The organism is Streptomyces sp. 1222.5 (genome assembly GCF_900105245.1).
GTDB classification, from domain to species: domain Bacteria; phylum Actinomycetota; class Actinomycetes; order Streptomycetales; family Streptomycetaceae; genus Streptomyces; species Streptomyces albidocamelliae.
Window position 1 is genome coordinate 5,353,710 of sequence record NZ_FNSZ01000001.1, and the last position, 20,303, is coordinate 5,374,012.

A 20,303-nucleotide genomic window follows, 5' to 3' on the forward strand; every position below is an offset into this window, starting at 1 on the left:
GGGCACATGTGACGTTAGCGTGCGTCAGCCGTGAAGGAATAACGGAATCGGAACAAAAGCTCTCTGTGCTCTTGAATGCCCTCGGGGCGGCAGTTGAGGCCGAGCAGCAGCGGTCTCAGGCTTCCGGGCCCCCGTGGCACCCCTCATACCCCTCCGCCGACCCGCACCAGCACTCCGTGCCCCTCTGTGGGGGCCAGGAGACCGCCCGCCCCCGGGCCGCGAGCGTCGTCGCGTACTGCGGGAGGAGCGTGGGGTCCGTCGGGGAGGAGCTTTCCGATGCCGCGAACGCCTCGTACGACGGGACTGTGCCCGTCACGATGCCCAGGTTGCCCGTGCCCGAGGAGGACAGCTCGCGCAGCGACGACTCTATGGTCGACAGGTGCTCCTCGTGGGAGGGGTACTCCGTGGCGAGGGTCGGGTACGCCGACAGGAGTTCCGCCAGTTCCGCCGCCGGCCAGTGCAGCATCGCCACCGGGAACGGGCGGGACAGTGCCTGCCGGTAGGCGCCCAGTTCGGCGCGGAGGCGGGTGATCTCCGCCGCCAGTTCCGCCGGGTTCTCCGAGCCCAGCGACCAGACGCGCTTCGGGTCGTGGAGTTCGTCCAGGGACACCGGGGCCGAGTGGAGGGTGTCCGCCAGCGTGTCCCAGTCGTCGTGCTCCAGGCCCTGCATGCGGCGGACGCGGTGGCGGCCGTAGAGGAGGGGGTGGGTCGCGGCCGGGGGTTCCGCCACGTCCGCCAGCAGCAGCCGCGCTCCCTCCGTGAACGTCTCCGCCGCCGCCTCCAGCTCGTCGTGCGACTCCAGGGCCTCGGCGACGATCACCCAGGGGGCCGGGTCGCGCGGGGCGGTCAGCCGGATGCCGTCGATGATCGCCCTCGCCTCCGCCTCGTGGCCGTACTCCCACAGGTTGGCGGCCTTCAGGGCGCGGACCAGGGCGGGGTCGGCCAGGGCGTCGGAGGACGACAGCAGGCGGTCGTAGAGCGCGGTGGCCGCGGGGCGGTCGCCGGACAGCTCCAGATGGGCCGCTGCCCGCAGGAGCAGGGCCTCCGCGTCCTCGGGGTACAGTCCGGCGGTCCGCTCCAGGCGTGCCGCCTCGGCGGTGTGGTCGACGTTCTCGGCAGGCGTGTCGGGGCGCATGGGGGACACCGTACTGCCGAGCGGTGACAGGAGGGAGTACACCCCTCGTCGGCTCGCTCCGGCCGTCCACCGGGGCCTTGCTCCCGGGCCCTTCTCGCGTCCGCCCGTCCGCGTCCCCTCGTCCCTCTGGCCAGTTCGGCGCGGTGCGCCTATCGTGCGGGCGGCTCCGGTGGAGGTGGCGCTGATGCGGGGTTCGCCGCGCGTACGGGTCGTAGGGCACGGCGACCGGCGCAGGCGTGCCCGGCGCAGACGGGCCCTGTGGAGCGGGGGCGAGGTGCTGGTCACCGTCGGGGTGCTGCTCCTGCTGCTGGTCGTCCACCAGCTGTGGTGGACCAACCGGGAGGCGCGACGCGGTGCCGAGCGGAAGGTGGAGGCGCTGGAGCGGGAGTGGCGGCACGGCCCCGGTGACGCGAGCGCCGGCGCGGGAGCGGACGGCGGCACCGTTTCCGGCCCGGGCCCCGGCTCCGCTACGGCCTCCCCGTCCGCGTCCGCCTCCGGGGCGCCCGCGCGGCAGCGGCCGTTCACTCCCGTCGTCCTGCCCCGGCGGTCCCAGGCCTACGCCGTCCTCACCGTCCCGCGGCTGGGCCTGCGCGTCCCCGTCGCCGAGGGCGTCGGCAAGGCGGACGTCCTGAACAAGGGGTACGTCGGCCACTACCCCGGCACCCAACAGCCGGGGCAGGCCGGGAACTTCGCGGTCGCGGGGCACCGGAACACCCATGGTGAGCCGTTCCGCTACCTGTCCCGGCTGCGGCGCGGGGACGTCGTGGAGGTGGAGACGCGGTCGGCGACGTACACGTACGACGTCGACCAGGTGCTGCCGCAGACCACGGCGCGGGATTCGGGGGTCGTCCGGCCCGTGCCGCGCTCCCTCGTGCGGCCCGGCCGCGGGTACCACGAGCCGGGCCACTACATCACCCTGACCACCTGCACCCCCGAGTTCACCTCGCGGTACCGGATGGTGGTGTGGGGGAAGCTCGTGTCCATGCGGCCGAGATGAGCACCGGCCCGCGGCGAGACGAGCACCGGCCCGCTCCCGCGGCGTCTACTCCGCCCGCTCCCGCTCCCGCAGCACCAGCACCGCCCCCGCACCCACCGCCGCCAGGACCGCCGACACCAGCAGGGCGGTGTTCGTGCCGTGGGCCAGGCTGCCGGACGACGTGGCGAGGGCGATGGTCAGGGCCACGCCCGCGCAGGAGCCGATGTAGCGGAAGGTCTGCTGGGCGCCCGAGCCCATCGCGGCCCGCTCGCGCGGCACCGATTCGACGGCGAGCAGCGGCAGCGCGCCGTTGAGCAGGCCGCTGCCCACTCCGCCGAGGATCAGGCCGGGCAGCAGACGGGTCCAGGAGCCGGAGCCGATCGCGCCGAGCATCGTGATCACGGCGATCGTGTGCAGGGCGAAGCCGAGGGCCAGTTGGGTGCGCGGGGAGACGCGGCCGGCCAGGTGCTTGACCTGGAGTGCCACCGCGAAGCTCAGTCCGGACCACAGCAGGAACAGCCAGGCCGTGGCGAGCGGTGACAGTCGCAGCGTCTGCTGGAGCAGGGCCGGCAGGAAGCTGAACATGCCGATCACCGCGAGGCCCGTGAACAGGCCGCCCGCCGAGGAGGCCAGGAAGCGGGGCCGGCGCAGCAGGCCGAGGTCGATCATCGGGGTGCCGGCCCGGCGCTCGATGGCGATGAACGCGGCCACCAGCACCACGGCCGCCGCGAGCAGCAGGCCCACCGACGCGCGCAGCCAGCCGTCCCGGCCCAGGGTCAGGGCCGCGATGAGGGACACCAGCGCCAGCCCGAAGGTCAGTGCGCCGAGTATGTCGGGGCGGCCGCCGCGGGCGGCGCGGGACTCCGCGAGCGCACGGGTGCCGAGCGCGGCCACCGCGAGGGCGGCGGCGCCCAGGACGGCGTACGCCACCCGCCAGTTCGGCAGTGCGCCGGCGACCAGGGGGCCGACCGCGATGCCGCCGCTGACGAAGGCGCCCCAGACCCCGGTCGCGTGCAGCCGGCCGCGGGGGCTCGGGAAGGCGTGGACGATCAGGCCGAGGCTGCTCGCGAGGATCGCCGCGCTCGCCGCGCCCTGCGCGATACGGGCGAGGGTGAACTGCCAGGTCGTCGTGGTGAACGCGCCGAGGGCGGTGGTGAGGCCGAGCGCCAGGGTGCCGGCGAGGAAGATCCGGCGGCGGCCGTAGTCGTCGGCGAGGCTGCCGGCCACTAGGAGCAGGGCGGCCAGGCCCAGCGGGGTGCCGTTCAGCAGCCAGGCCTGCGCGGAGAGCGGGGTGTGCAGGGCGGCCGCGGTGTCCGGCAGCGTGACCATCGGGGCCGTGTAGGTCATCAGGGTCACGGCGGTCGCGGCGCTGGTCAGGGCGAGGGTGGCGCGGGGGCGCAGCGGAGCGTCCCGGGCCGCGCCGGTCGTCGTGACGGCGGATGCGGTGAGGGAGCGGAGCCCGGTCATGGCCTGTCCTGTCCTTCCGGGGCCGGCGGGCACGCGGTCCGGTCGTGGGACCGGCCTGTCCGGCCGCCGTGATGTCTTGGTCGTCTCAGGTTCGTTCATTGAACCTAGCTGCTCCGGCCACCGTAGCACCGTCGGTTCGGTCACTGAACCCACGGGGGAGAGTGGTTACAGTGGACGGCATGGCACTGGGCAAGGACTACGCGACACAGGAGTGCTCGATCGCCCGCGCGCTCGAGATCGTCGGCGAGCGCTGGACGCTGCTCGTCGTCCGGGACGCGCTGTACGGCGTGCGGCGGTACAACGACTTCCTGGTCCACCTCGGCATTCCGCGCGCGGTCCTGGCCGCCAGGCTCCAGGCCCTCACCGCGGAGGGCATCCTGGAGAAGCGCCGCTACCAGCAGTCGCCGCCGCGTGACGAGTACGTCCCCACCGGGCGAGGCCTCGCCCTGTGGCCCACCCTGCGTGCCCTCGGTCTGTGGGGGCGCGAGCACTTCGACGAGCCCCGGCTGCGCTGGTTCCGGCACGCGGACTGCGGCACGGAGCTCGGGCCGTACGGCGAATGCCCCGCCTGCGGGGTCGTCGTACCCGTCGCGGACGTCCTCATGGAGCCGGCACCCGGGCTCGACCCCGACCCGGCGGACCCGGTCAGCCGGGCGTTGCTCAGGCCGAAGCGGCTGCTGGAGCCGCTGGACGTGGAACCGGCGTGATCGTCCCGGCGGCAGCCGTGCGCGCCTCCGTGTCCGCCGCCGCGCCCGCCCGGGCCGGCGCCGAGAGCCTCATCCGGGTGAGCCGCCGCCCCTGAGTGCGTCGATGCCGGCCCGGTCCGTCCGCTCCGGGTCGCCGCCCAGCCGGTGGACGACCGCCCATCCGCCGTCCGCCGTGGCCCCGGCGAACACGGAGGCGTGCCGGGTCGCGCCGTTGTGCCAGAACAGCGGCCCGGACCGCTGCCAGGACGGGGCGGGCGGGCCCAGCCGGCGCTCGACGACGAGCCGGACGACCAGGTCGGCGACCGCGCGCGGGGTCGCCCACAGGCCGCCCGCCGGAAGGATCGCCCCGGTCATGGTCCAGGGCCTGCGGGGGCGGCCGAAGAGCCCGGGCGCGAGCAGCCGGTCCGCCGCCGCCGGGCGCGCGCTCACCTCACGGACGTCCAGCGGGCGCAGGACGTGCGTGGCGAGCAGCTCCTCGTACGAGGTGCCGGCCGCCCGGGACAGTGCCTCGCCGAGCACGGCGTAGCCGAGGTTCGAGTACTCCTCCTCGCGCCCCGGCGGGCGTACCCGTACCCCGTCCAGGCCGCCGAGCAGCCGGTGCAGGGCCGCGCGGTCGAACGCCGCGTACGGATCCCGGCCGGTGGTGCCGGGCGGCAGGCGCGGCAGGCCGGACGTGTGCTCGGCCAGGTGCCGCAGGGTGATGCCGGTGCCGGGAGCCGCGGGCAGCCAGCGCTCGACGGGGTCGTCGGCGTCGAGGACTCCCGCGGCGGCCAGGCGCATGAGCGCGGTGCCGGTGAGCACCTTGGTGAACGAGCCGATCTCGACGAAGCGGTCCACCGCGTGCCCGTCCACGAGCCGGGGCGCGGCCGCGTCGCTCAGCACACAGGTCGGTACGCGGTGCATGGGGAGGCCCTTCGGCGGAACGGGACGGATGGCGGCGGGGCAGGGGGCGGGCGAGGGGCCGGTGGACCGGCGGGCGCCTGCCGGGTGTACATTCTCGCAGGTCAGGTATAAATGGGTAAGCACACATGGGTAGTTGAGAGGAGGGGGCCGGTGATCCGCAGACTCGCGAGCTCCCGTCGCCTCGCTCCGCTGCTGCTCCTGCTGCTGCCGCTCTTCCTGCTCGACACCGGCAGCCTCGTCACGACCGTGGCGCTCGCCGCGACCGCCGCGGCCGGGTCCGCGCTCGTCGTCTGCGCCCTGCTCGCCGCACGCTCCGCGCCCGCTGTGCCGCCCACCCGGGTGCGTACGGCCCTGCGCGACCGGGCCCGGCGTACGGCCTTCCTGCCCCAGCGCGACCCCGACGCGTCCGGCCGCCGACGGCCCAGGGCACCCGGGCACGCCCTCCCGGCGACCGCCGCGTAGGGCACGTACCACCACACGCGTGACCCCGCGCGGGTCGTCATGCCGAACTTCCCCGTCTCCGGCACGACGAGACCCCCCGGAGGGCTCACCCATGTCCGTCTTCTCCGTCTTCGCGCACCTGGTCGAGCGGCTCGCCGACCTGCTCGCCCCGCTCTTCCACGGCTCCGCGACCGCCGCCGCCATCGTGGTGTTCACCGCGCTCGTACGACTCCTGGTCCACCCCCTGTCCCGGGCGGCGGCGCGCGGCCAACGGGCCCGTGCGGCACTCCAGCCCAAGATCGCCGCGCTGCGCGAGAAGCACGGCGAGGACCCGCAGCGGCTGCGGCGGGCGGTGCTCGAACTGCACACTGAGGAACAGGTGTCGCCGCTGTCCGGCCTCCTGCCCGGACTGCTCCAGCTCCCTGCCTTCTTCCTGCTCTACCGCCTCTTCTCCGGCGGTGGCGCGAGCGACGGTCTGCTCTCGCACCGGCTGCTCGCGGCACCGCTCGGCGGCCGGTGGGCCGACGCGCTCGGCGACGGCGGGGTGTTCGGGCCGGCCGGGCTCGTCTACCTGGGGCTCTTCGCCCTCGTCGCGGCCGTCGCCGCCGTGAACTTCCGGCGGACGAAGCGGATGACGGCCACCGGCCCGGCCGCCATCGGGGACGAGCAGCTGCCGGGGCTGGGCGCCGTCAACCGCGTCATGCCCTTCCTGTCGTTCCTCACCCTCGTCACCGTCGCGGTCGTCCCCCTCGCGGCGGCGCTGTACGTCGTCACCAGCACGACGTGGAGCGCGCTGGAACGGGCCGCCCTCTACCGGTAAGGGGCGACGGTTACGGTCCAGTACGTGAACAGGGTCTTGCCGAATGGACGGTGGGATTGGAGGATCTGCCAAGTCCTCCGATGGCTGCACCCATCGGCCGGGCGCCCCGCGATCGAGGGAGATGGTGACCATGAAGCTGCTGCGAGTCGGCACGGCAGGGGCGGAGCGGCCCGCGCTGCTCGACGCCGAGGGGACCCTGCGCGACCTGTCGGGCCTCGTGGACGACGTCGACGGCGCGCTCCTCGCCGACGACGTGGCGCTCGGCCGGGTACGCGCGGCGGCCGAAGCCGGTGCGCTGCCCGTGCTGGACGCGGCGGAGCTGCGGATCGGTCCGCCGGTCGGCCGTATCGGCAAGATCGTGTGCATCGGGCTCAACTACCACGACCACGCCCGGGAGACGGGCGCCGAGCCCCCCTCCGAGCCGGTCGTCTTCTTCAAGGCGCCGGACACGGTCGTCGGGCCGAACGACACCGTGCTGGTGCCGCGCGGTTCGGTGAAGACCGACTGGGAGGTCGAACTCGCCGTCGTCATCGGGCGTACGGCCCGCTATCTGGCGTCGGCCGAGGAGGGGCTCGCGCATGTCGCCGGGTACACCGTCGCGCACGACGTCTCCGAGCGGGAGTTCCAGATCGAGCGGGGCGGCACCTGGGACAAGGGCAAGAACTGCGAGACGTTCAACCCGCTCGGCCCGTGGCTGGTGACCGCGGACGAGGTGCCGGACCCGCAGCGGCTGCCGCTCAAGCTGTGGGTCAACGGCGAACTCAAGCAGGACGGGACGACCGCCGAGCAGATCTTCCCGGTGGGCGAAGTCGTGCGGTACGTCAGCCGGTTCATGACCCTGTACCCCGGCGACGTCATCAACACGGGGACGCCGGCCGGTGTGGCCATGGGGCAGCCCGAGCCGAAGCCGTACCTGCGCTCCGGCGACGTGGTCGAGCTGGAGATCGAGGGCCTCGGCCGCCAGCGCCAGGAACTGAAGGACGCCTGACAGGAGTACGGGGGCGCCCGCGGGGAGATGCGGGCGCCGGTCCGTCGCGGTCCGCCGCCCGCCCCGCCCCGCGTTCCGCGGGTGGCCCCGGGTGTCACTCCAGGAGATCGGCCAGGCGGCGCCATTCCGCTCGGGGCAGGGAGTCCCGGGGGCTGTCGGAGACGATCTGGAGGGCCAGGTGGTCGGCGCCGGCCGACCGGAAGGTGTCGATGCGGTCGCGGACGCGGTTCTCGTCACCCCAGGCGAAGACCGCGTCGACCAGACGGTCGCTGCCGCCGCCGGCGATGTCCTCCTCGGTGAAGCCGAGGCGCAGGAAGTTGTTGGTGTAGTTCGGCATGTCGAGGTACGTCGCCAGGGCCTCGCGGGCGAGGGCACGGGCGCGTGCCGGGTCGGTCTCCAGGACGACCATCAACTCCGGGGCGAGCAGCGCGTCGTCGCCGAGAATCCCGCGGGCCTGGGCGGTGTGCTCGGCGGTGACCAGGTACGGCACCGCACCCGCCGCCCGGTCCCGGGACAGCTCCAGGGTCTTCGGGCCGAGCGCGGCCAGGACCCGGCGCTCGGCGGGCACCCCGGCCTCGTCCAGCGCGTCCAGGTAGGCGACCAGCGCCGAGTACGGGCGGCGGTACTGGTCGGCGAGCTTGGCGTGGCTCACGCCGAGACCCAGCAGGAAGCGGCCGGGGTGAGCCGCCTCGACCTCCGCGAAGGCCGCCGCGCTCTCCCCGGCCTCGTACTGCCAGATGCTCTGGATGCTGGTGCCCACGACGAGCGAGCTGGTCGCCCCGAGCAGCGGAACGGCGTGCCGGGCCGCGCTGCTGCCGCCCAGCCACGCGGCTCCGTACCCGAGTTCCTGGAGCTCGGCCGCCGCCTCCGCCAGCTCACCGTGCCGGGCGGGGTCCTCCGCGCGCAGGCCGACGCTCCAGACGCCGTAGCGGCCGATCCTGTCCTTCAAGCTGCTCATGGGGCGATCCCTCCGGATGGGGCCGTGATCATCATGTCCACAGCCTTTCCCAACCTTCGAAGTGCCCGGCGTAATCCCGGTGAACTCCCCCGATCGCACCGGTGTGTGTCACCCCGTCAGGAACCGCTCCAGCGCCTCCACGACGAGCCTGTGGTCCTCCAGTTGCGGCAGGCCCGAGACCGTCACCGCTCCGACGACACCCACGTTCTCGACATGGACGGGGAACGACCCGCCGTGGGCCGCGTAGGTGTCCGGGTCGAGCCGGGAGGAGTCCTCGAAGGTCGTGCCCTTGGCGCGGAAGCGGGCGCCGACCAGATAGGAGGCGGCGCCGTAGCGCTCCACCACCCGGCGCTTGCGGGCGATCCACGCGTCGTTGTCCGGGGTGGAGCCCGGCAGCGCCGCGTGGAAGAGCTGCTGGCCGGCGCGGTGGATGTCGACGGCGACCGGTGCCCTGCGCTCCCGGGCCAGTTCCACCAGCAGGGAACCGAGGGCCCACGCGTCGTCGTGCGTGAACCGCCGGAAGACCAGACGGCGTTCCTGCTCCTGGAGTTCCTCGACCGACGGGACCGGCTCGGGCGTGGGCGTGGGGCTGCTCTGGGACATCAGAGGGTCACCGTCACCTTGTCTCGGGCGGACCTGCGGGCCGCTTCCAGTACGTCGAGGGCGGCGGCCGCCTCCAGGGCGGTCACCGGGTTGGGGCCGGCGCCGGTCAGGGCACGGGCGACGGCCGTGTAGTAGGCGGGGTAGTCGCCCGGGAGGGTCGGCACGGGCGTGCCGCCGCCGGTGAGCGGGGACTCGCCGGAGCCGATCCGGCCCCACAGGGACTGGTCCTCCGCACCCCATTCGGCGCCGGTACCGGGGCGGCTGCCCTCGCGCAGGGCCGCCTCCTGCGGGTCCAGGCCGTACTTCACATAGCCCGCGCGCGATCCCAGCACCCGGAATCGCGGGCCGAGCTGGGCGGTCGTCGCGCAGACGTAGAGGTGGGAGCGGACGCCGTTCGCGTGGGTGAGCGCGATGAAGGTGTCGTCGTCCGCCTCGGCGCCGGGCCGGCGGACGTCCGTCTCCGCGTACACCTCGGTGACCGGGCCGAACAGGGCCAGCGCCTGGTCGACGACATGGCTGCCGAGGTCGTAGAGCAGACCCCCGATCTCCGCCGGGTCGCCGGACTCGCGCCAGCCGCCCTTCGGCTGCGGGCGCCAGCGCTCGAAGCGGGACTCGAAGCGCCACACGTCGCCCAGGCGGCCGTCCGCGAGGAGTCCGCGCAGGGTCAGGAAGTCGTTGTCCCAGCGGCGGTTCTGGAAGACCGACAGCAGCAGGCCGCGCTTCTCGGCGAGGTCGGCGAGGCCGCGTGCCTCGGCCGCCGTGCCGGCGACCGGCTTGTCCACGACCACCGGCAGGCCCGACTCGAGGGCGGCCGTCGCCAGCGGGACGTGCGTCCTGTTCGGGGAGGCGATCACCACCAGGTCCAGCTCGTCCGCGCGCGCGAACAGCTCCTCGGGGGTGGCGGCGACCCGCACGTCAGGGAACTCGGCGCGGGCCTGCCCCTGCCGGTCGGGGTTGGAGGTCACCACCGTGTCCAGGGCGAGGCCCTCGGTGGCCGCGATCAGCGGGGCGTGGAAGACGGATCCTGCGAGGCCGTAGCCGATCAGGCCGACGCGGAGGGGGGTAGCAGTCATGCGTCCTACTTTCGCAACGCTGTTGCCAAAGTGCAAGCGGCGGGGACAATGGGTGGCGTGAACAGGACGAGGACGACCAGCGGCGGGCCGGCGGGGGCGAATCTGGGCGTGGTGCGCAGCCACAACACCGCGCTCGTGCTGGGGCTGCTCCGGGCGGCCGGCGCGGAGGGGATCAGCCGTCTCGAACTGGCCGAGCGCACCGGGCTGACCCCGCAGGCCGTCAGCAAGATCACCGCGCGGCTGCGGGAGTCGGGGCTCGCGGCGGAGGCCGGGCGGCGGGCGTCGACCGGCGGGAAACCGCGGACCGTGCTGCGGCTGGTGCCGGAGGCGGGGCACGCGGTGGGCGTGCACCTGGACCGGGACGAGCTGCGGGTGGTCCTGGTCGACCTGGACGGCACCGTGGTGGGGGAGCGGCGCGGGGAACTGGACCTGGGCGCGGGGGCGGAGGCCGTGCTCGGGGCGGTGGGGGACGTGGTCGAAGGGCTGGTGACGGCGGTACTCGGGAGCGCCGGGGACGAGCCGTCCGCCGCTGCCGGGGGTGACGCGGACGCGCGCGGTCTCACCCGGATTCCGTCGATGCTGGGCGTGGGGGTCGCGCTTCCGGGGCCGCTGGACCATGCGCGGGGGGTGCTGCACCGGGTCACCGGTTTTCCCGAGTGGGACGGGTTCCCGCTGCGGGACGCGCTCGCCGGGCGGCTGGGCGTGCCGGTCGTGGTGGACAAGGACACGAACGCCGCCGCTCTCGGGCTGTCGGTCGCCGGTGCCGAGGGCGGGGCGGGCGGGTCCTTCGCGTATCTGCACCTCGGCACCGGTCTCGGCGCCGGGCTGGTGCTCGGCGGCGGTGTCCATCGGGGGGCGCGGACCGGGGCGGGGGAGTTCGGGCACCAGGTGCTCCAGCTGGACGGACCCCGGTGCGAGTGCGGGAACCGGGGGTGCGTGGAGGTGCTGTGCCTGGCGGCCGTGGCGGACGGGGAGACGGCGGAGGCCGCGCGGGTCCTCGGGGTGGCCGCCGGGAACCTGGTCGGGCTGCTGGACATCGACGTGGTGCTGCTCGGCGGCCGGACGGTGGCCGGCGCGCCCGAGGCGTACGCGCGCGGGGTCGGCGAGGTGCTGGACGCGCGGGCCCGGCGGGAGGGGACGGCCGGGGGGCAGGTGCCGGTGCGGGTCGCCGAGCGGGGCGAGCGGGTCGTCGCGGAGGGCGCGGCCCAGTTGCTGCTGGCGCCGTTGTTCGGGCGGGCGGACGGGTGATTGCCGCACGGGTCGCGTGCGGGGCGGACGGCGCACGGGTACGGCGTCTTCGCACCAGGTGCCGCCGTCCGTGAGGAGCGCAGCCGTGTACGCAGTCGTCAGACGGTACGAAGGAGTGACCGACCCGGCCGAGGCGGGCCGGCGGGTGAACGAGGGGTTCGTGCCGCTCATCCGGGAGATTCCGGGGCTGCGGGCCTACTACTGGGTCGATGCCGGCAACGGGGTGATGATCTCCACGAGCGTCTTCGACGACGAGGCGGGAGCGGGGGAGTCGGTCAGACGGGCGGCGGTGTTCGTGCGGGACCATCTCGCGTCGCTGCTGCCCAAGCCTCCGCAGGTGATGTCCGGCCAGGTCGTGGCTTCTCTGTAGGGACCCTGGGGGACGGGGCCAGGGCGGGGCCGGGGGCGCGGTTCGTGCGGCGGACCGGCCCGTCGCCCTGGGGGGGCTCGTACGGCTGATCGAGCGGACTTCCCGCCGCCACGGGAGTGGCGTGCCCCGTCCGCGCCCCCGGACCGGCATAGTCATGTGTTCATGCGACTGTGCCTGTCCACGTCCCTCTGCGTCGCCGCAGCCGCCGCTCTCGCGCCCGTGTCGCCGGCCGCCGCCCACGCGGCCGCGAGTCCCTCCTGCGCGGCGCCCGGCGACCGCGCCTTTCCGCTGACCACCCGCATCCACGGCGGGCCGGGCTCCTACGAGGCGGGCGGAGACTTCGGCACCTGGTACCTCGACCTCACCAACACCACCGGCCGGACCTGCACCGACATTCACCCCGTGGTCGTCCTCACCGACCGGGAGCGCCGTCTGAAGCCGTCCCAGCCCCGGCTGGAGTTCTACGACGGCGGCCGCGCCCTGCCCGTCAGGTTCGAGAGCACCGACGAGCAGGAGCTGGTCGGGGTGATGGACGCGGCCGGGTTCAAGGGGTTCACCGTGGCGCCGGGCCGGACCGTGACCGTGAAGGTGAGACTCTCGCTCGCCTCCGACGCCGTACCCGACCAGGTCACCGCCAACGCGGCCGTGATCCAGCGCCGGGGTGCGGACGGCGACTGGGTGGGGCAGTCCAACGACTACCGCTTCGGCATCGACGAGGGCACCGAGGAGCCGGGGCAGGGGGAGGACGAGGACGGCACCCGTGAGGAAGGGGGCGGGCACGACGGGAGCGCCGAGCCCTCGCCCGCCGCGCCGTCCGGCACCGCGCGGGCGACACCGTCCGGCACGGCGGTACCGGGCACCTCCCTGCCCGTCGCCGTCGAGGCCGAGGAGGCCGGCGAGCGGGCCCGCGAGCTCGCCCGCACCGGCCCCGGGCTCGCCCACGGACTGCTCGCGGCCGTCACCGCGCTCCTCGCCGTCACCGGCGGCGCCTTCCTCCTGGCGCGCCGCCGCCGCTGACCCGAGCCCCCGCCCCGGGCTCCGCCCGGGGCGCACCGGCACCAGCGGCCGCACCCCGCCTCTTCCGGGCCCCGGCCGCAGTCCGTCGCCGTCACCGGCGGCGCCTTCCTCCTGGCGCGCCGCCGCCGCTGACCCGAGCCCCCGCCCCGCGTGCACCCCGGGGCGCACCGGCCCCTGCGGGCCGACTCGCACCCCGGCCCGCTCGCCCGCACCGGCAGCAGCGCCCGCCCTCCGCCGCCGTCCGTCGCTCTCCACGGATCCCGCGCCCGTCTCCGCACGGACCCGCTCCCGTCCGCTTGCGAGGACGCGGCTCCGCGCCTCCCGGCCCGCGGCCCGCGCCCCCGGGCGCGGGTCGCCGGCCGGTCGCCGGAGGCACCCCGTGCCGTGTCCCGGCGCCCGTCTGCGACGATCCCTGCGTGGACTACCCGAACGAGCAGGCACCCGGTGCGCCCGTCCGGTCCGGCATTCCGGAGCACGGGCGCATTCCCAAGTACTACGCCGTCAAGGCCCGGATCGCGGCCCTGCTGGAGGAGCTGGGGGAGGGCAGCGTCATCCCCACCGAGCGGGATCTCGCCGAGCGCTACGACGTCGCCCGCGAGACCGTGCGGCAGGCCGTGCGGGAGCTGGTGCTGGAGGGGCGGCTCAGGCGCAAGGGCCGCGGGACCGTCGTGGCCGGGCCCAAGCTGGCCCAGCCGCTGTCCCTCGCCAGCTACACCGAGGGCGTGCGCCGGCAGGGCCGTACGCCCGGCCGGACGCTCGTCACCCTGGACCGGTTCCCGTGCCCGGAGCCCCTCGCCGCCGAGACGGGGCTCACCCGGGGCGAACCGGTCTGGCACCTGGAGCGCGTGCTGCTCGCCGACGACGAGCGCGTCGGCCTGGAGAGCACCTACGTCGCCGTCGAGCGGGTGCCGGGCCTGGCCGCCGACTTCGATCCCGACTCCTCCTTCTACGCCTATCTGGAGGCGCAGGGCATCACCTTCGGCGACGCGGACGAGCGCATCGAGACCGTGCTCGCCACCCCCCGTGAGGCCCTGCTCATCGGCACCCCGCCCGCCCTGCCGATGCTGCTGATCCACCGCGTGTCCCGGGACACCGAGGGGCGGCCGCTGGAGCGGGTCCGGTCCCTGTACCGGGGCGACCGGTTCTCCTTCACCGCCCACCTCGGAGGCTGAGAGCGACCCCCTCCGCAACCTCGACGGAGTATCACGAAAAGATAACGGGTCTAGTCCAAACGTGACGGGTCGTTCACGCTCTCGTTGTGAGCCGGATGTCTCCGGTTACCTGTTCGAGAGGAGCGTCGCCGCCGTGAGAGTGACAGTCGTCGGAGCCGGCGTGGTGGGCACCATGCACGCCTGGCAGGCAGTGGACCGCGGCCACCAGGTCGTCCAGATCGAGCGCGAGACCGAGGCGCGCGGCGCCTCGCTGCGCAACTTCGGACAGATCTGGGTCAGCGGCCGCGCCGGTGGAGAAGAGCTGGAGGCCGCCCTGCGGGCGCGGGAACTGTGGGAGGAGATCGGGGCGCGCGTACCGGCGCTCGGCTTCCGGGCCACCGGGTCCCTGACCCCGGTCCGCGGCCCCCTGGAACTCGCCGTCGCCGAGGCCGCCGTGGCCCGCCCGGACGCCCCCGCCCGCGGCTACAAGCTGCTCACGCCGGGCGAGGCCCGCGCGATCAACCCCGCCCTGCGCGGCGAGTTCACCGCCGCGCTGTACTGCGAGCGGGACGCGGCCGTCGAGCCGCGCACCGCCCAGCTCGCCCTGCGCGAGGAACTGCTGAAGAACCCGGCCTACACCTTCCTGCCCGGCCGCGAGGTCCGGGAGGTCGTCGGCGCCGGGACCGTCCGGGACGACCACGGAGACGTGCACCACGCCGACGCGGTCGTCCTGTGCACCGGCGCCTGGCTGGGCGGCCTGGTCCGCGAGCTCGCCGGCCCCGACCTGCCCGTGCGCCGCGTCCGGCTCCAGATGATGCAGACCGACCCGCTCGGCGAGCCGCTGACCACCTCGGTCGCCGACGCCGACAGCTTCCGCTACTACCCCGCCTACGCCTCCCCCGCGCTGGACGAGCTCAACGCCCGGCAGCCGCAGGCCGAGACCGCCGCCGCCCACCGCATGCAGCTGCTCATGGTGCAGCGCGCCGACGGCGGACTGACCATCGGCGACACCCACGAGTACGCGCACCCCTTCGCCTTCGACACCGTCGAGGAGCCGTACGAGCACCTCACCGGCGTCGTCGAGTCCCTGCTCGGCCGGCCGCTGCCGCGCATCCGGCACCGCTGGGCCGGGGTGTACGCGCAGTGCACCGAACCCGGCCGGGTGGTGCACCGGCAGCAGGTGCGCGACGGGGTGTGGCTCGTCACCGGGCCCGGCGGGCGCGGCATGACCTGCTCCCCCGCGATAGCCGAGACCACCGCGAACGAACTGGGCTGGTGACGAAAATGACCACGGAAACCCGAGACATCCGGCTCGTCGTCCTCGACATGGCCGGCACGACCGTCGCCGACGGCGGCCTCGTCGAGCGGGCCTTCGCCGCGGCCGCCGCCGAACTGGGCGTCGAGCCCGGCTCGGCCGAGCACGCCGAGCACCTCTCCTACGTCCGCGCCACCATGGGCGAGTCCAAGATCTCCGTCTTCCGGCACCTGTTCGGCGCCGAGGACCGCGCCCAGCGGGCCAACGCCGCCTTCGAGAAGGCGTACGGCGAACTGGTCGACGACGGCCAGATCGCCTCCGTCCCCGGGGCCCGTGAGGCCATCGGGGAACTGGCGGGCAGCGGCCGAACCGTCGTCCTGACCACCGGGTTCGCCCGCGTCACCCAGGACGCCATCCTCGCCGCCCTGGGCTGGCAGGACCTCGTGCCGCTCACCTTGTGCCCGGCCGACGCCGGCGGGCGCGGGCGGCCCTACCCGGACATGGTGCTGGAGGCCTTCCTCCGGACGAAGGCGGCCGAGGACGTCACCCAGGTCGCCGTCGTCGGGGACACCTCCTACGACGTGCTCAGCGGCGTCCGGGCCGGCGCCGGCCTGGTGGCGGGCGTACGTACCGGGGCGCACGGCGACGACGCGTTCCGTGCCGCCGGCGCCACCCATGTCCTCGACTCCGTCGCCGCCCTGCCCGCGCTGCTCGCCGGAGACCGGTGAGATGGGCATCCGCTTCGACTCCGTCACCGTTGCCTACGACGGGAACGTCGTCCTCGACTCGCTCGACCTGACCGTCGAACCGGGCGAGGTCATGGCACTGCTCGGACCGTCCGGCTCCGGCAAGACCACCGCCCTGCGGGCGGTCGCCGGATTCGTACGGCCCGTGTCCGGGCGGGTGTTCCTCGGCGGCCGGGACGTGACGGACCTGCCGCCGTACCTGCGGGGCATCGGGATGGTCGTACAGAGCTACGCCCTCTTCCCGCACCTGCGCGTCGACGAGAACGTGGCCTTCGGCCTGAAGGCCCGCAAGGCCCCCGGGGCCGCCAGGCCGACCAGGGGCGAGATCCGCCGACGGGTCGCCGAGGCGCTGGAGATGACCGGCATGGCCGCCTACGCCCGCCGCCACCCGCGCGAGCTGTCCGGCGGCCAGCAGCAGCGCGTCGCCATCGCCCGCGCCCTGGCCGTCCGGCCCGGCGTCCTCCTCCTCGACGAGCCGCTGTCCGCGCTGGACGCCCGGCTGCGCTCCGGGATGCTGGCCGAACTGGCGCGGCTGCACCGCGACTTGCCGGACGTGTCGATGCTGTACGTCACCCACGACCAGGTCGAAGCGCTGACCCTGGCCGACCGGATCGCCGTGATGGACAGCGCGCGACTGCGGGCCTGCGGCACGCCGAGAGAGCTGTACCGGGCGCCGGCCGACGAGTTCACGGCCTCCTTCGTCGGCAACGCGAACCTGCTGCCGGTCGACACGCACACCGGGGGAGTCGCCTTCGCCGGCGTGGAGCTGGAGGTCGGCACCGCCGACGCGGTGCCGGGTGCCCGGGCCACGCTGTGCGTACGGCCGCACCTGGTCGGACTCGGCGAGGGCCCCAACCGGGTCACCGGCACGGTCACCGAGATCCAGTGGCGGGGCGCCACGCACCGGCTGTACGTCGAGGTCGGCGGGCACACCGTCATGGCGGACGTGCGCGAGCTGAGGGACCCGCCCCGGCACGGGGACTCCGTGCACCTGCACTTCGCCCCCGAGGACGCGGTGCTGCTCCCCGCGGGAGTGAGCCGTGGCTGAGTCCGTGACGAAGGCGCGGCCCGCCCCGAACCGCTCGCGCCCGCCGCGCGACGGCGGCCGTGGACCCGCCCCGCACTCCGCCAGAGCGCTGCTGTGGGCCCTCCCCCCGGTGGCGCTGCTCGCCCTCTTCTTCCTCTACCCCCTCGCCCTCGTCGTCCAGCAGTCGTTCCAGCCGGACGGCGGCGGCACCTCGCTCCAGCCGTACACCGACGTCTTCGCCTCCGCCGCCTTCCGCCACGCCCTGTGGACGACCGTCTGGATCGCGCTGGCCTCCACCGCCGGGTGCCTGGTCCTCGGGTTCCTGCTCGCGCTGGTCATCGCCTTCGTGCCGTTTCCCGGCGTGAAGGCGGTGGCCCGGTTCGTGGACGTGTACCTGTCCTTCCCGTCCTTCCTGATCACGCTGGCACTGCTGTTCATCTACGGCACGACCGGCATCACCGGGTCCTTCCAGTTCCTGACCACGCCCTGGGGAGTGCTGCTGGCGGAGGTCACCTACTTCACGCCGTTCGTGATGCGGCCCCTGCTCGCCGCGTTCTCGCAGCTCGACACCGCGCAATTGGAGGCGGCGAGTTCCCTCGGGGCCCGCGCGCCGCGGATCGTGCGGCAGGTGATCCTGCCGGAGGCGCTGCCCGCGCTCGCGGCCGGCGGGAGCCTCGTCCTCGTGCTCTGCCTCAACGAGTTCGGGATCGTGCTGTTCACCGGCGCGAAAGGGGTCACCACCCTGCCGATGCTCGTCTACAGCAAGGCGATCCTGGAGTCCGACTACCCGGGCGCGTGCGTGGTCGCCGTCGTCAACGTCCTGATCTCCGTGGGGCTCTACGGCCTCTACCGGGTGGTGAGCCGTCGTGCTGGTGCATAGCCGCAAGGCCAGGTGGGCCGTGTGGACGGTGTTCCTCGTCCTCTTCGTGCCGCTGTTCGCCCTGCCCCTCCTCGTCGTCCTCGGCGCGTCCTTCGCCACCCACTGGTCCGGCGCCCTGCCCTCGGACCCGACCCTGGCCAACTACCGTGCCGCCACCCGCGGCGAGGCCCTCCAGGCTCTCACCACCAGCCTGGTCACGGCCGTCGCCGCCAGCCTGCTGGCCCTGGCCGCCGGCACCTGGGCCGCGCTGGCCGGGGCGGCACTGGGCAAGCGGTACCGCAGGGTGCTGGACGCCCTGTTCGTCCTGCCGGTCGCCGTGCCGTCGGTCGTGGTCGGACTGTCCGTCCTGGTGGCGTTCTCCCAGCCGCCGATGCTGCTCAACGGCACCCGGTGGATCGTGATCCTCGCCCACACCGTCCTGGTCACCGCCTTCGCCCACCAGTCCGTGTCGGCCGCCATCACCCGCCTCGACCCGGCCTACGAACAGGCCGCCGCCTCTCTCGGCGCCCGGCCCTCCTACGTGCTGTGGCGGGTACGGCTGCCCCTGCTGCTGCCCTCGCTCACCGCGGCCGCCGGCCTCTGCTTCGCCCTCTCCATGGGCGAGCTCAGCGCCACGATGATGCTCTATCCGCCCGACTGGACCCCGCTGCCCGTCCTGATCCACGCGGCCACCGACCGCGGCGCGCTCTTCACCGGCTCCGCCGTCGCCATGGTGCTCATGGCCGCCACCCTGCTCGTGCTGTTCGCCTTCTCCCGGATCCGCACCCGCGCCTCGTACCGCTGAGCCTCCCCACGCCCCTCCGCAACGCAAGGAGTTCATGCCGTCATGCCCAGAAACCGCGTCACGCTCGCCGTAGCCCTCGCCCTGCTCGCCACCCCGCTGCTGTCCGCCTGCGGAGGTTCCTCCGCCGCCGACGCCAAGGTCGTCACCGTCTACAGCGCCGACGGCCTGAAGGGCGAGAACGGCGACGGCTGGTACGACCAGGTCTTCAAGGACTTCGAGAAGCGGACCGGCATCAAGGTCAAGTACGTCGAGGGCGGTTCGGGCGAGATGGTGCAGCGCGCCGCCCGCGAGAAGTCCAACCCGCAGGCCGACGTGCTCGTCACGCTGCCGCCCTTCATCCAGCAGGCCGACGGCAAGGGCCTGCTGCAGAAGTACACCCCCGAGGGGGCCGCCCGGGTCGGCGGCGCGAACAAGGCCGCGGACGGCACCTGGACCGCCGTCGTCAACAACTACTTCGGCTTCGTCTACAACAAGAAGGAGCTGAAGCAGGCCCCACGGACCTGGGACGAACTGCTCGACGGCGCCTACAGGAACAAGCTCCAGTACTCCACCCCGGGCGTCGCCGGTGACGGCACCGCCGTGCTCATCAAGGCCATCCACGACTTCGGCGGCAAAGACCGGGCGCTCGCCTACCTGAAGAAGCTCCAGGCCAACAACGTCGGCCCGTCCGCCTCCACCGGCAAGCTCGCCCCCAAGGTCGACAAGGGCGAACTGCTCGTCGCCAACGGTGATGTGCAGATGAACCACGCCCAGTCCAAGGACATGCCGAACCTCGGCATCTGGTTCCCGGCCGGCAAGGACGGCAAGGCCACCACCTTCGCCCTGCCCTACGCGGCCGGCCTGGTCACCAGGGCCCCGCACGGCGAGAACGGCCGGAAGCTGCTCGACTTCATGCTCTCCCGGCGGGCCCAGCAGCAGGTCAGCTCCGTCGGCGGTGGCTTCTCCGCCCGCCAGGACGTCAAGGCCACCGACGCCGATGCCACCGCCCTGGCGAAGCTGATGGACGGCGTGGACGTCTTCGAGCCGGACTGGACCGACATCGACAAAAACCTGACGACGTACGTGGACGACTGGAAGTCGGCGACCGGCAGCTGATCCCTCCGGGGGTTCGGCCGCGGGTTCCGGCCCGCCGTGGAAATTCGTCCCGCCGTCGTGGCCGGTCGCGCAGTTCCCCGCGCCCCTGAGGGAGTTGTTCGTGCCGTGTCGCTCAATGGGTTTCCGCCCGACGTGGGAACCCGCCCCGCCGTCGTGGCCGGTCGCGCAGTTCCCCGCGCCCTTTGGGGAGTTGTCCGTGGCGTCGGCTGTGTCGTACCGGCCGACGGGGTCCGTCATGCCGTCGCCGCCCCTGGTTCCGCCGGGGGCGGTGCCGTGTCCGTCTGCACGTCCGTTCCTCTTTCTCGGAGGTCTCCGTGCTTCACCACTCCCGTCGTTCCTTCCTCGCCACCGCCGTTGCCGTGGCCGCTTCCGCCGGGCCGCTCGCCGGCGGCGCCCGCGCGGCCGTCCGCAAACCCAAGGTGCTGGTCATCGGCCTGGACGGGGCCCTGCTCAGCCGTATCAAGGACGCCGACGCCCCGAACCTGGACGCCCTGACGGCCGCCGGCCTCACCGCGCCCAGCAGCCTCTACGCCGACCCGCTCGCGCCCACCCTGTCCGGCCCCGGATGGTCCACGATCGTCACCGGCGTCTGGCCCGACAAGCACAACGTCAAGGACAACGCCTTCGCCGGCAACAGGTTCACGCAGTACCCCGACTTC

At 74.0% G+C, this 20,303-nt stretch carries 21 protein-coding genes and 1 pseudogene; 16 read left to right on the forward strand and 6 right to left on the reverse strand.

Annotated features, from left to right (window positions below):
- Window positions 1-115: 115 nt before the first annotated feature.
- The gene (locus BLW57_RS24165) at window positions 116-1,135 is read right to left on the reverse strand and encodes a hypothetical protein (protein WP_093480850.1); all 1,020 of its coding nucleotides are present in this window, start codon (window positions 1,133-1,135) and stop codon (window positions 116-118) included.
- Between the two features lie 184 nt (window positions 1,136-1,319).
- Between BLW57_RS24165 and BLW57_RS24170 the strand changes: the two genes are divergently transcribed.
- Entirely contained in the window at window positions 1,320-2,132 is an 813-nt protein-coding gene (locus tag BLW57_RS24170) for a class E sortase (RefSeq protein WP_093480851.1), read from the forward strand.
- A 45-nt stretch (window positions 2,133-2,177) separates the two neighbouring features.
- On the opposite strand, the gene BLW57_RS24175 is transcribed toward BLW57_RS24170, so the two are convergent.
- Window positions 2,178-3,578, reverse strand: coding sequence for an MFS transporter (locus BLW57_RS24175; RefSeq protein WP_093477389.1), 1,401 nt, complete (start codon window positions 3,576-3,578; stop codon window positions 2,178-2,180).
- A 179-nt stretch (window positions 3,579-3,757) separates the two neighbouring features.
- Between BLW57_RS24175 and BLW57_RS24180 the strand changes: the two genes are divergently transcribed.
- Window positions 3,758-4,285, forward strand: coding sequence for a winged helix-turn-helix transcriptional regulator (locus tag BLW57_RS24180; protein ID WP_093480852.1), 528 nt, complete (start codon window positions 3,758-3,760; stop codon window positions 4,283-4,285).
- Window positions 4,286-4,354: 69 nt separating this feature from the next.
- Here BLW57_RS24180 and BLW57_RS24185 read toward each other — a convergent pair whose 3' ends face one another.
- The gene (locus BLW57_RS24185) at window positions 4,355-5,188 is read right to left on the reverse strand and encodes a serine hydrolase domain-containing protein (protein WP_093477390.1); all 834 of its coding nucleotides are present in this window, start codon (window positions 5,186-5,188) and stop codon (window positions 4,355-4,357) included.
- 150 nt (window positions 5,189-5,338) lie between these two features.
- Between BLW57_RS24185 and BLW57_RS24190 the strand changes: the two genes are divergently transcribed.
- The 3 genes from BLW57_RS24190 (at window position 5,339) to BLW57_RS24200 (ending at window position 7,437) form a co-directional block, all read left to right on the forward strand.
- Complete coding sequence (locus BLW57_RS24190) at window positions 5,339-5,650, forward strand: DUF6412 domain-containing protein (protein WP_093477391.1); 312 nt, start codon at window positions 5,339-5,341, stop codon at window positions 5,648-5,650.
- Window positions 5,651-5,741: 91 nt separating this feature from the next.
- Window positions 5,742-6,449 carry a membrane protein insertase YidC gene (yidC, locus tag BLW57_RS24195; protein WP_093477392.1) on the forward strand — a complete coding sequence of 236 codons (708 nt, stop codon included), beginning with the start codon at window positions 5,742-5,744 and terminating at the stop codon, window positions 6,447-6,449.
- Between the two features lie 130 nt (window positions 6,450-6,579).
- On the forward strand, window positions 6,580-7,437 hold the full coding sequence (locus BLW57_RS24200) for a fumarylacetoacetate hydrolase family protein (RefSeq protein ID WP_093480853.1): 858 nt from the start codon (window positions 6,580-6,582) through the stop codon (window positions 7,435-7,437).
- Between the two features lie 94 nt (window positions 7,438-7,531).
- Here BLW57_RS24200 and BLW57_RS24205 read toward each other — a convergent pair whose 3' ends face one another.
- From BLW57_RS24205 to BLW57_RS24215, 3 genes are all read right to left on the reverse strand, one after another.
- Complete coding sequence (locus BLW57_RS24205) at window positions 7,532-8,395, reverse strand: LLM class F420-dependent oxidoreductase (protein WP_093477393.1); 864 nt, start codon at window positions 8,393-8,395, stop codon at window positions 7,532-7,534.
- Window positions 8,396-8,503: 108 nt separating this feature from the next.
- Window positions 8,504-8,998, reverse strand: a complete 495-nt coding sequence (locus BLW57_RS24210) for a heme-degrading domain-containing protein (protein WP_093477394.1) — start codon at window positions 8,996-8,998, stop codon at window positions 8,504-8,506.
- Window positions 8,998-10,071 carry a Gfo/Idh/MocA family oxidoreductase gene (locus BLW57_RS24215; RefSeq protein ID WP_093477395.1) on the reverse strand — a complete coding sequence of 358 codons (1,074 nt, stop codon included), beginning with the start codon at window positions 10,069-10,071 and terminating at the stop codon, window positions 8,998-9,000. Before BLW57_RS24215 ends, BLW57_RS24210 begins: the two co-directional genes overlap by 1 nt.
- A gap of 48 nt (window positions 10,072-10,119) precedes the next feature.
- Here BLW57_RS24215 and BLW57_RS24220 point away from each other — a divergent pair, with 48 nt between their 5' ends.
- The 11 genes and pseudogenes from BLW57_RS24220 to BLW57_RS42480 form a co-directional block, all read left to right on the forward strand.
- Entirely contained in the window at window positions 10,120-11,319 is a 1,200-nt protein-coding gene (locus tag BLW57_RS24220; protein ID WP_093477396.1) for an ROK family transcriptional regulator, read from the forward strand.
- 85 nt (window positions 11,320-11,404) lie between these two features.
- Entirely contained in the window at window positions 11,405-11,689 is a 285-nt protein-coding gene (locus tag BLW57_RS24225) for a hypothetical protein (RefSeq protein ID WP_073900379.1), read from the forward strand.
- 156 nt (window positions 11,690-11,845) lie between these two features.
- Complete coding sequence (locus tag BLW57_RS24230) at window positions 11,846-12,706, forward strand: hypothetical protein (protein WP_093477397.1); 861 nt, start codon at window positions 11,846-11,848, stop codon at window positions 12,704-12,706.
- 416 nt (window positions 12,707-13,122) lie between these two features.
- Window positions 13,123-13,878 (forward strand): GntR family transcriptional regulator, encoded by a 756-nt coding sequence (locus BLW57_RS24235; protein ID WP_093477398.1) that lies wholly within the window; start codon window positions 13,123-13,125, stop codon window positions 13,876-13,878.
- 133 nt (window positions 13,879-14,011) lie between these two features.
- Window positions 14,012-15,136, forward strand: coding sequence for a TIGR03364 family FAD-dependent oxidoreductase (locus BLW57_RS24240; RefSeq protein ID WP_093477399.1), 1,125 nt, complete (start codon window positions 14,012-14,014; stop codon window positions 15,134-15,136).
- Between the two features lie 5 nt (window positions 15,137-15,141).
- Window positions 15,142-15,840: a phosphonatase-like hydrolase gene (locus BLW57_RS24245; RefSeq protein ID WP_093477400.1), complete on the forward strand. Its 699-nt coding sequence runs from the start codon at window positions 15,142-15,144 to the stop codon at window positions 15,838-15,840.
- Between the two features lies 1 nt (window position 15,841).
- Window positions 15,842-16,906 carry an ABC transporter ATP-binding protein gene (locus BLW57_RS24250; protein ID WP_093477402.1) on the forward strand — a complete coding sequence of 355 codons (1,065 nt, stop codon included), beginning with the start codon at window positions 15,842-15,844 and terminating at the stop codon, window positions 16,904-16,906.
- Window positions 16,899-17,765 (forward strand): 2-aminoethylphosphonate ABC transporter permease subunit, encoded by an 867-nt coding sequence (locus BLW57_RS24255; protein ID WP_371127808.1) that lies wholly within the window; start codon window positions 16,899-16,901, stop codon window positions 17,763-17,765. Before BLW57_RS24250 ends, BLW57_RS24255 begins: the two co-directional genes overlap by 8 nt.
- Window positions 17,752-18,549 carry an ABC transporter permease gene (locus BLW57_RS24260; protein ID WP_176985701.1) on the forward strand — a complete coding sequence of 266 codons (798 nt, stop codon included), beginning with the start codon at window positions 17,752-17,754 and terminating at the stop codon, window positions 18,547-18,549. The genes BLW57_RS24255 and BLW57_RS24260 overlap by 14 nt, the downstream gene beginning before the upstream one ends.
- Before the next feature lie 42 nt (window positions 18,550-18,591).
- Window positions 18,592-19,644: a 2-aminoethylphosphonate ABC transporter substrate-binding protein gene (locus BLW57_RS24265; RefSeq protein WP_093477404.1), complete on the forward strand. Its 1,053-nt coding sequence runs from the start codon at window positions 18,592-18,594 to the stop codon at window positions 19,642-19,644.
- A gap of 419 nt (window positions 19,645-20,063) precedes the next feature.
- Window positions 20,064-20,234: pseudogene (locus BLW57_RS42480) on the forward strand (alkaline phosphatase family protein); the annotation flags it as partial.
- Between the last annotated feature and the right edge of the window lie 69 nt (window positions 20,235-20,303).

Coding starts and splice junctions, on each gene's coding strand:
- BLW57_RS24165 (WP_093480850.1), bottom strand. CDS start 1,135: ATGCGCCCCGACACGCCTGCCGAGAACGTCGACCACACCGCCGAGGCG.
- BLW57_RS24170 (WP_093480851.1), top strand. CDS start 1,320: ATGCGGGGTTCGCCGCGCGTACGGGTCGTAGGGCACGGCGACCGGCGC.
- BLW57_RS24175 (WP_093477389.1), bottom strand. CDS start 3,578: ATGACCGGGCTCCGCTCCCTCACCGCATCCGCCGTCACGACGACCGGC.
- BLW57_RS24180 (WP_093480852.1), top strand. CDS start 3,758: ATGGCACTGGGCAAGGACTACGCGACACAGGAGTGCTCGATCGCCCGC.
- BLW57_RS24185 (WP_093477390.1), bottom strand. CDS start 5,188: ATGCACCGCGTACCGACCTGTGTGCTGAGCGACGCGGCCGCGCCCCGG.
- yidC (WP_093477392.1), top strand. CDS start 5,742: ATGTCCGTCTTCTCCGTCTTCGCGCACCTGGTCGAGCGGCTCGCCGAC.
- BLW57_RS24200 (WP_093480853.1), top strand. CDS start 6,580: ATGAAGCTGCTGCGAGTCGGCACGGCAGGGGCGGAGCGGCCCGCGCTG.
- BLW57_RS24205 (WP_093477393.1), bottom strand. CDS start 8,395: ATGAGCAGCTTGAAGGACAGGATCGGCCGCTACGGCGTCTGGAGCGTC.
- BLW57_RS24210 (WP_093477394.1), bottom strand. CDS start 8,998: ATGTCCCAGAGCAGCCCCACGCCCACGCCCGAGCCGGTCCCGTCGGTC.
- BLW57_RS24215 (WP_093477395.1), bottom strand. CDS start 10,071: ATGACTGCTACCCCCCTCCGCGTCGGCCTGATCGGCTACGGCCTCGCA.
- BLW57_RS24220 (WP_093477396.1), top strand. CDS start 10,120: ATGGGTGGCGTGAACAGGACGAGGACGACCAGCGGCGGGCCGGCGGGG.
- BLW57_RS24245 (WP_093477400.1), top strand. CDS start 15,142: ATGACCACGGAAACCCGAGACATCCGGCTCGTCGTCCTCGACATGGCC.
- BLW57_RS24250 (WP_093477402.1), top strand. CDS start 15,842: ATGGGCATCCGCTTCGACTCCGTCACCGTTGCCTACGACGGGAACGTC.
- BLW57_RS24265 (WP_093477404.1), top strand. CDS start 18,592: ATGCCCAGAAACCGCGTCACGCTCGCCGTAGCCCTCGCCCTGCTCGCC.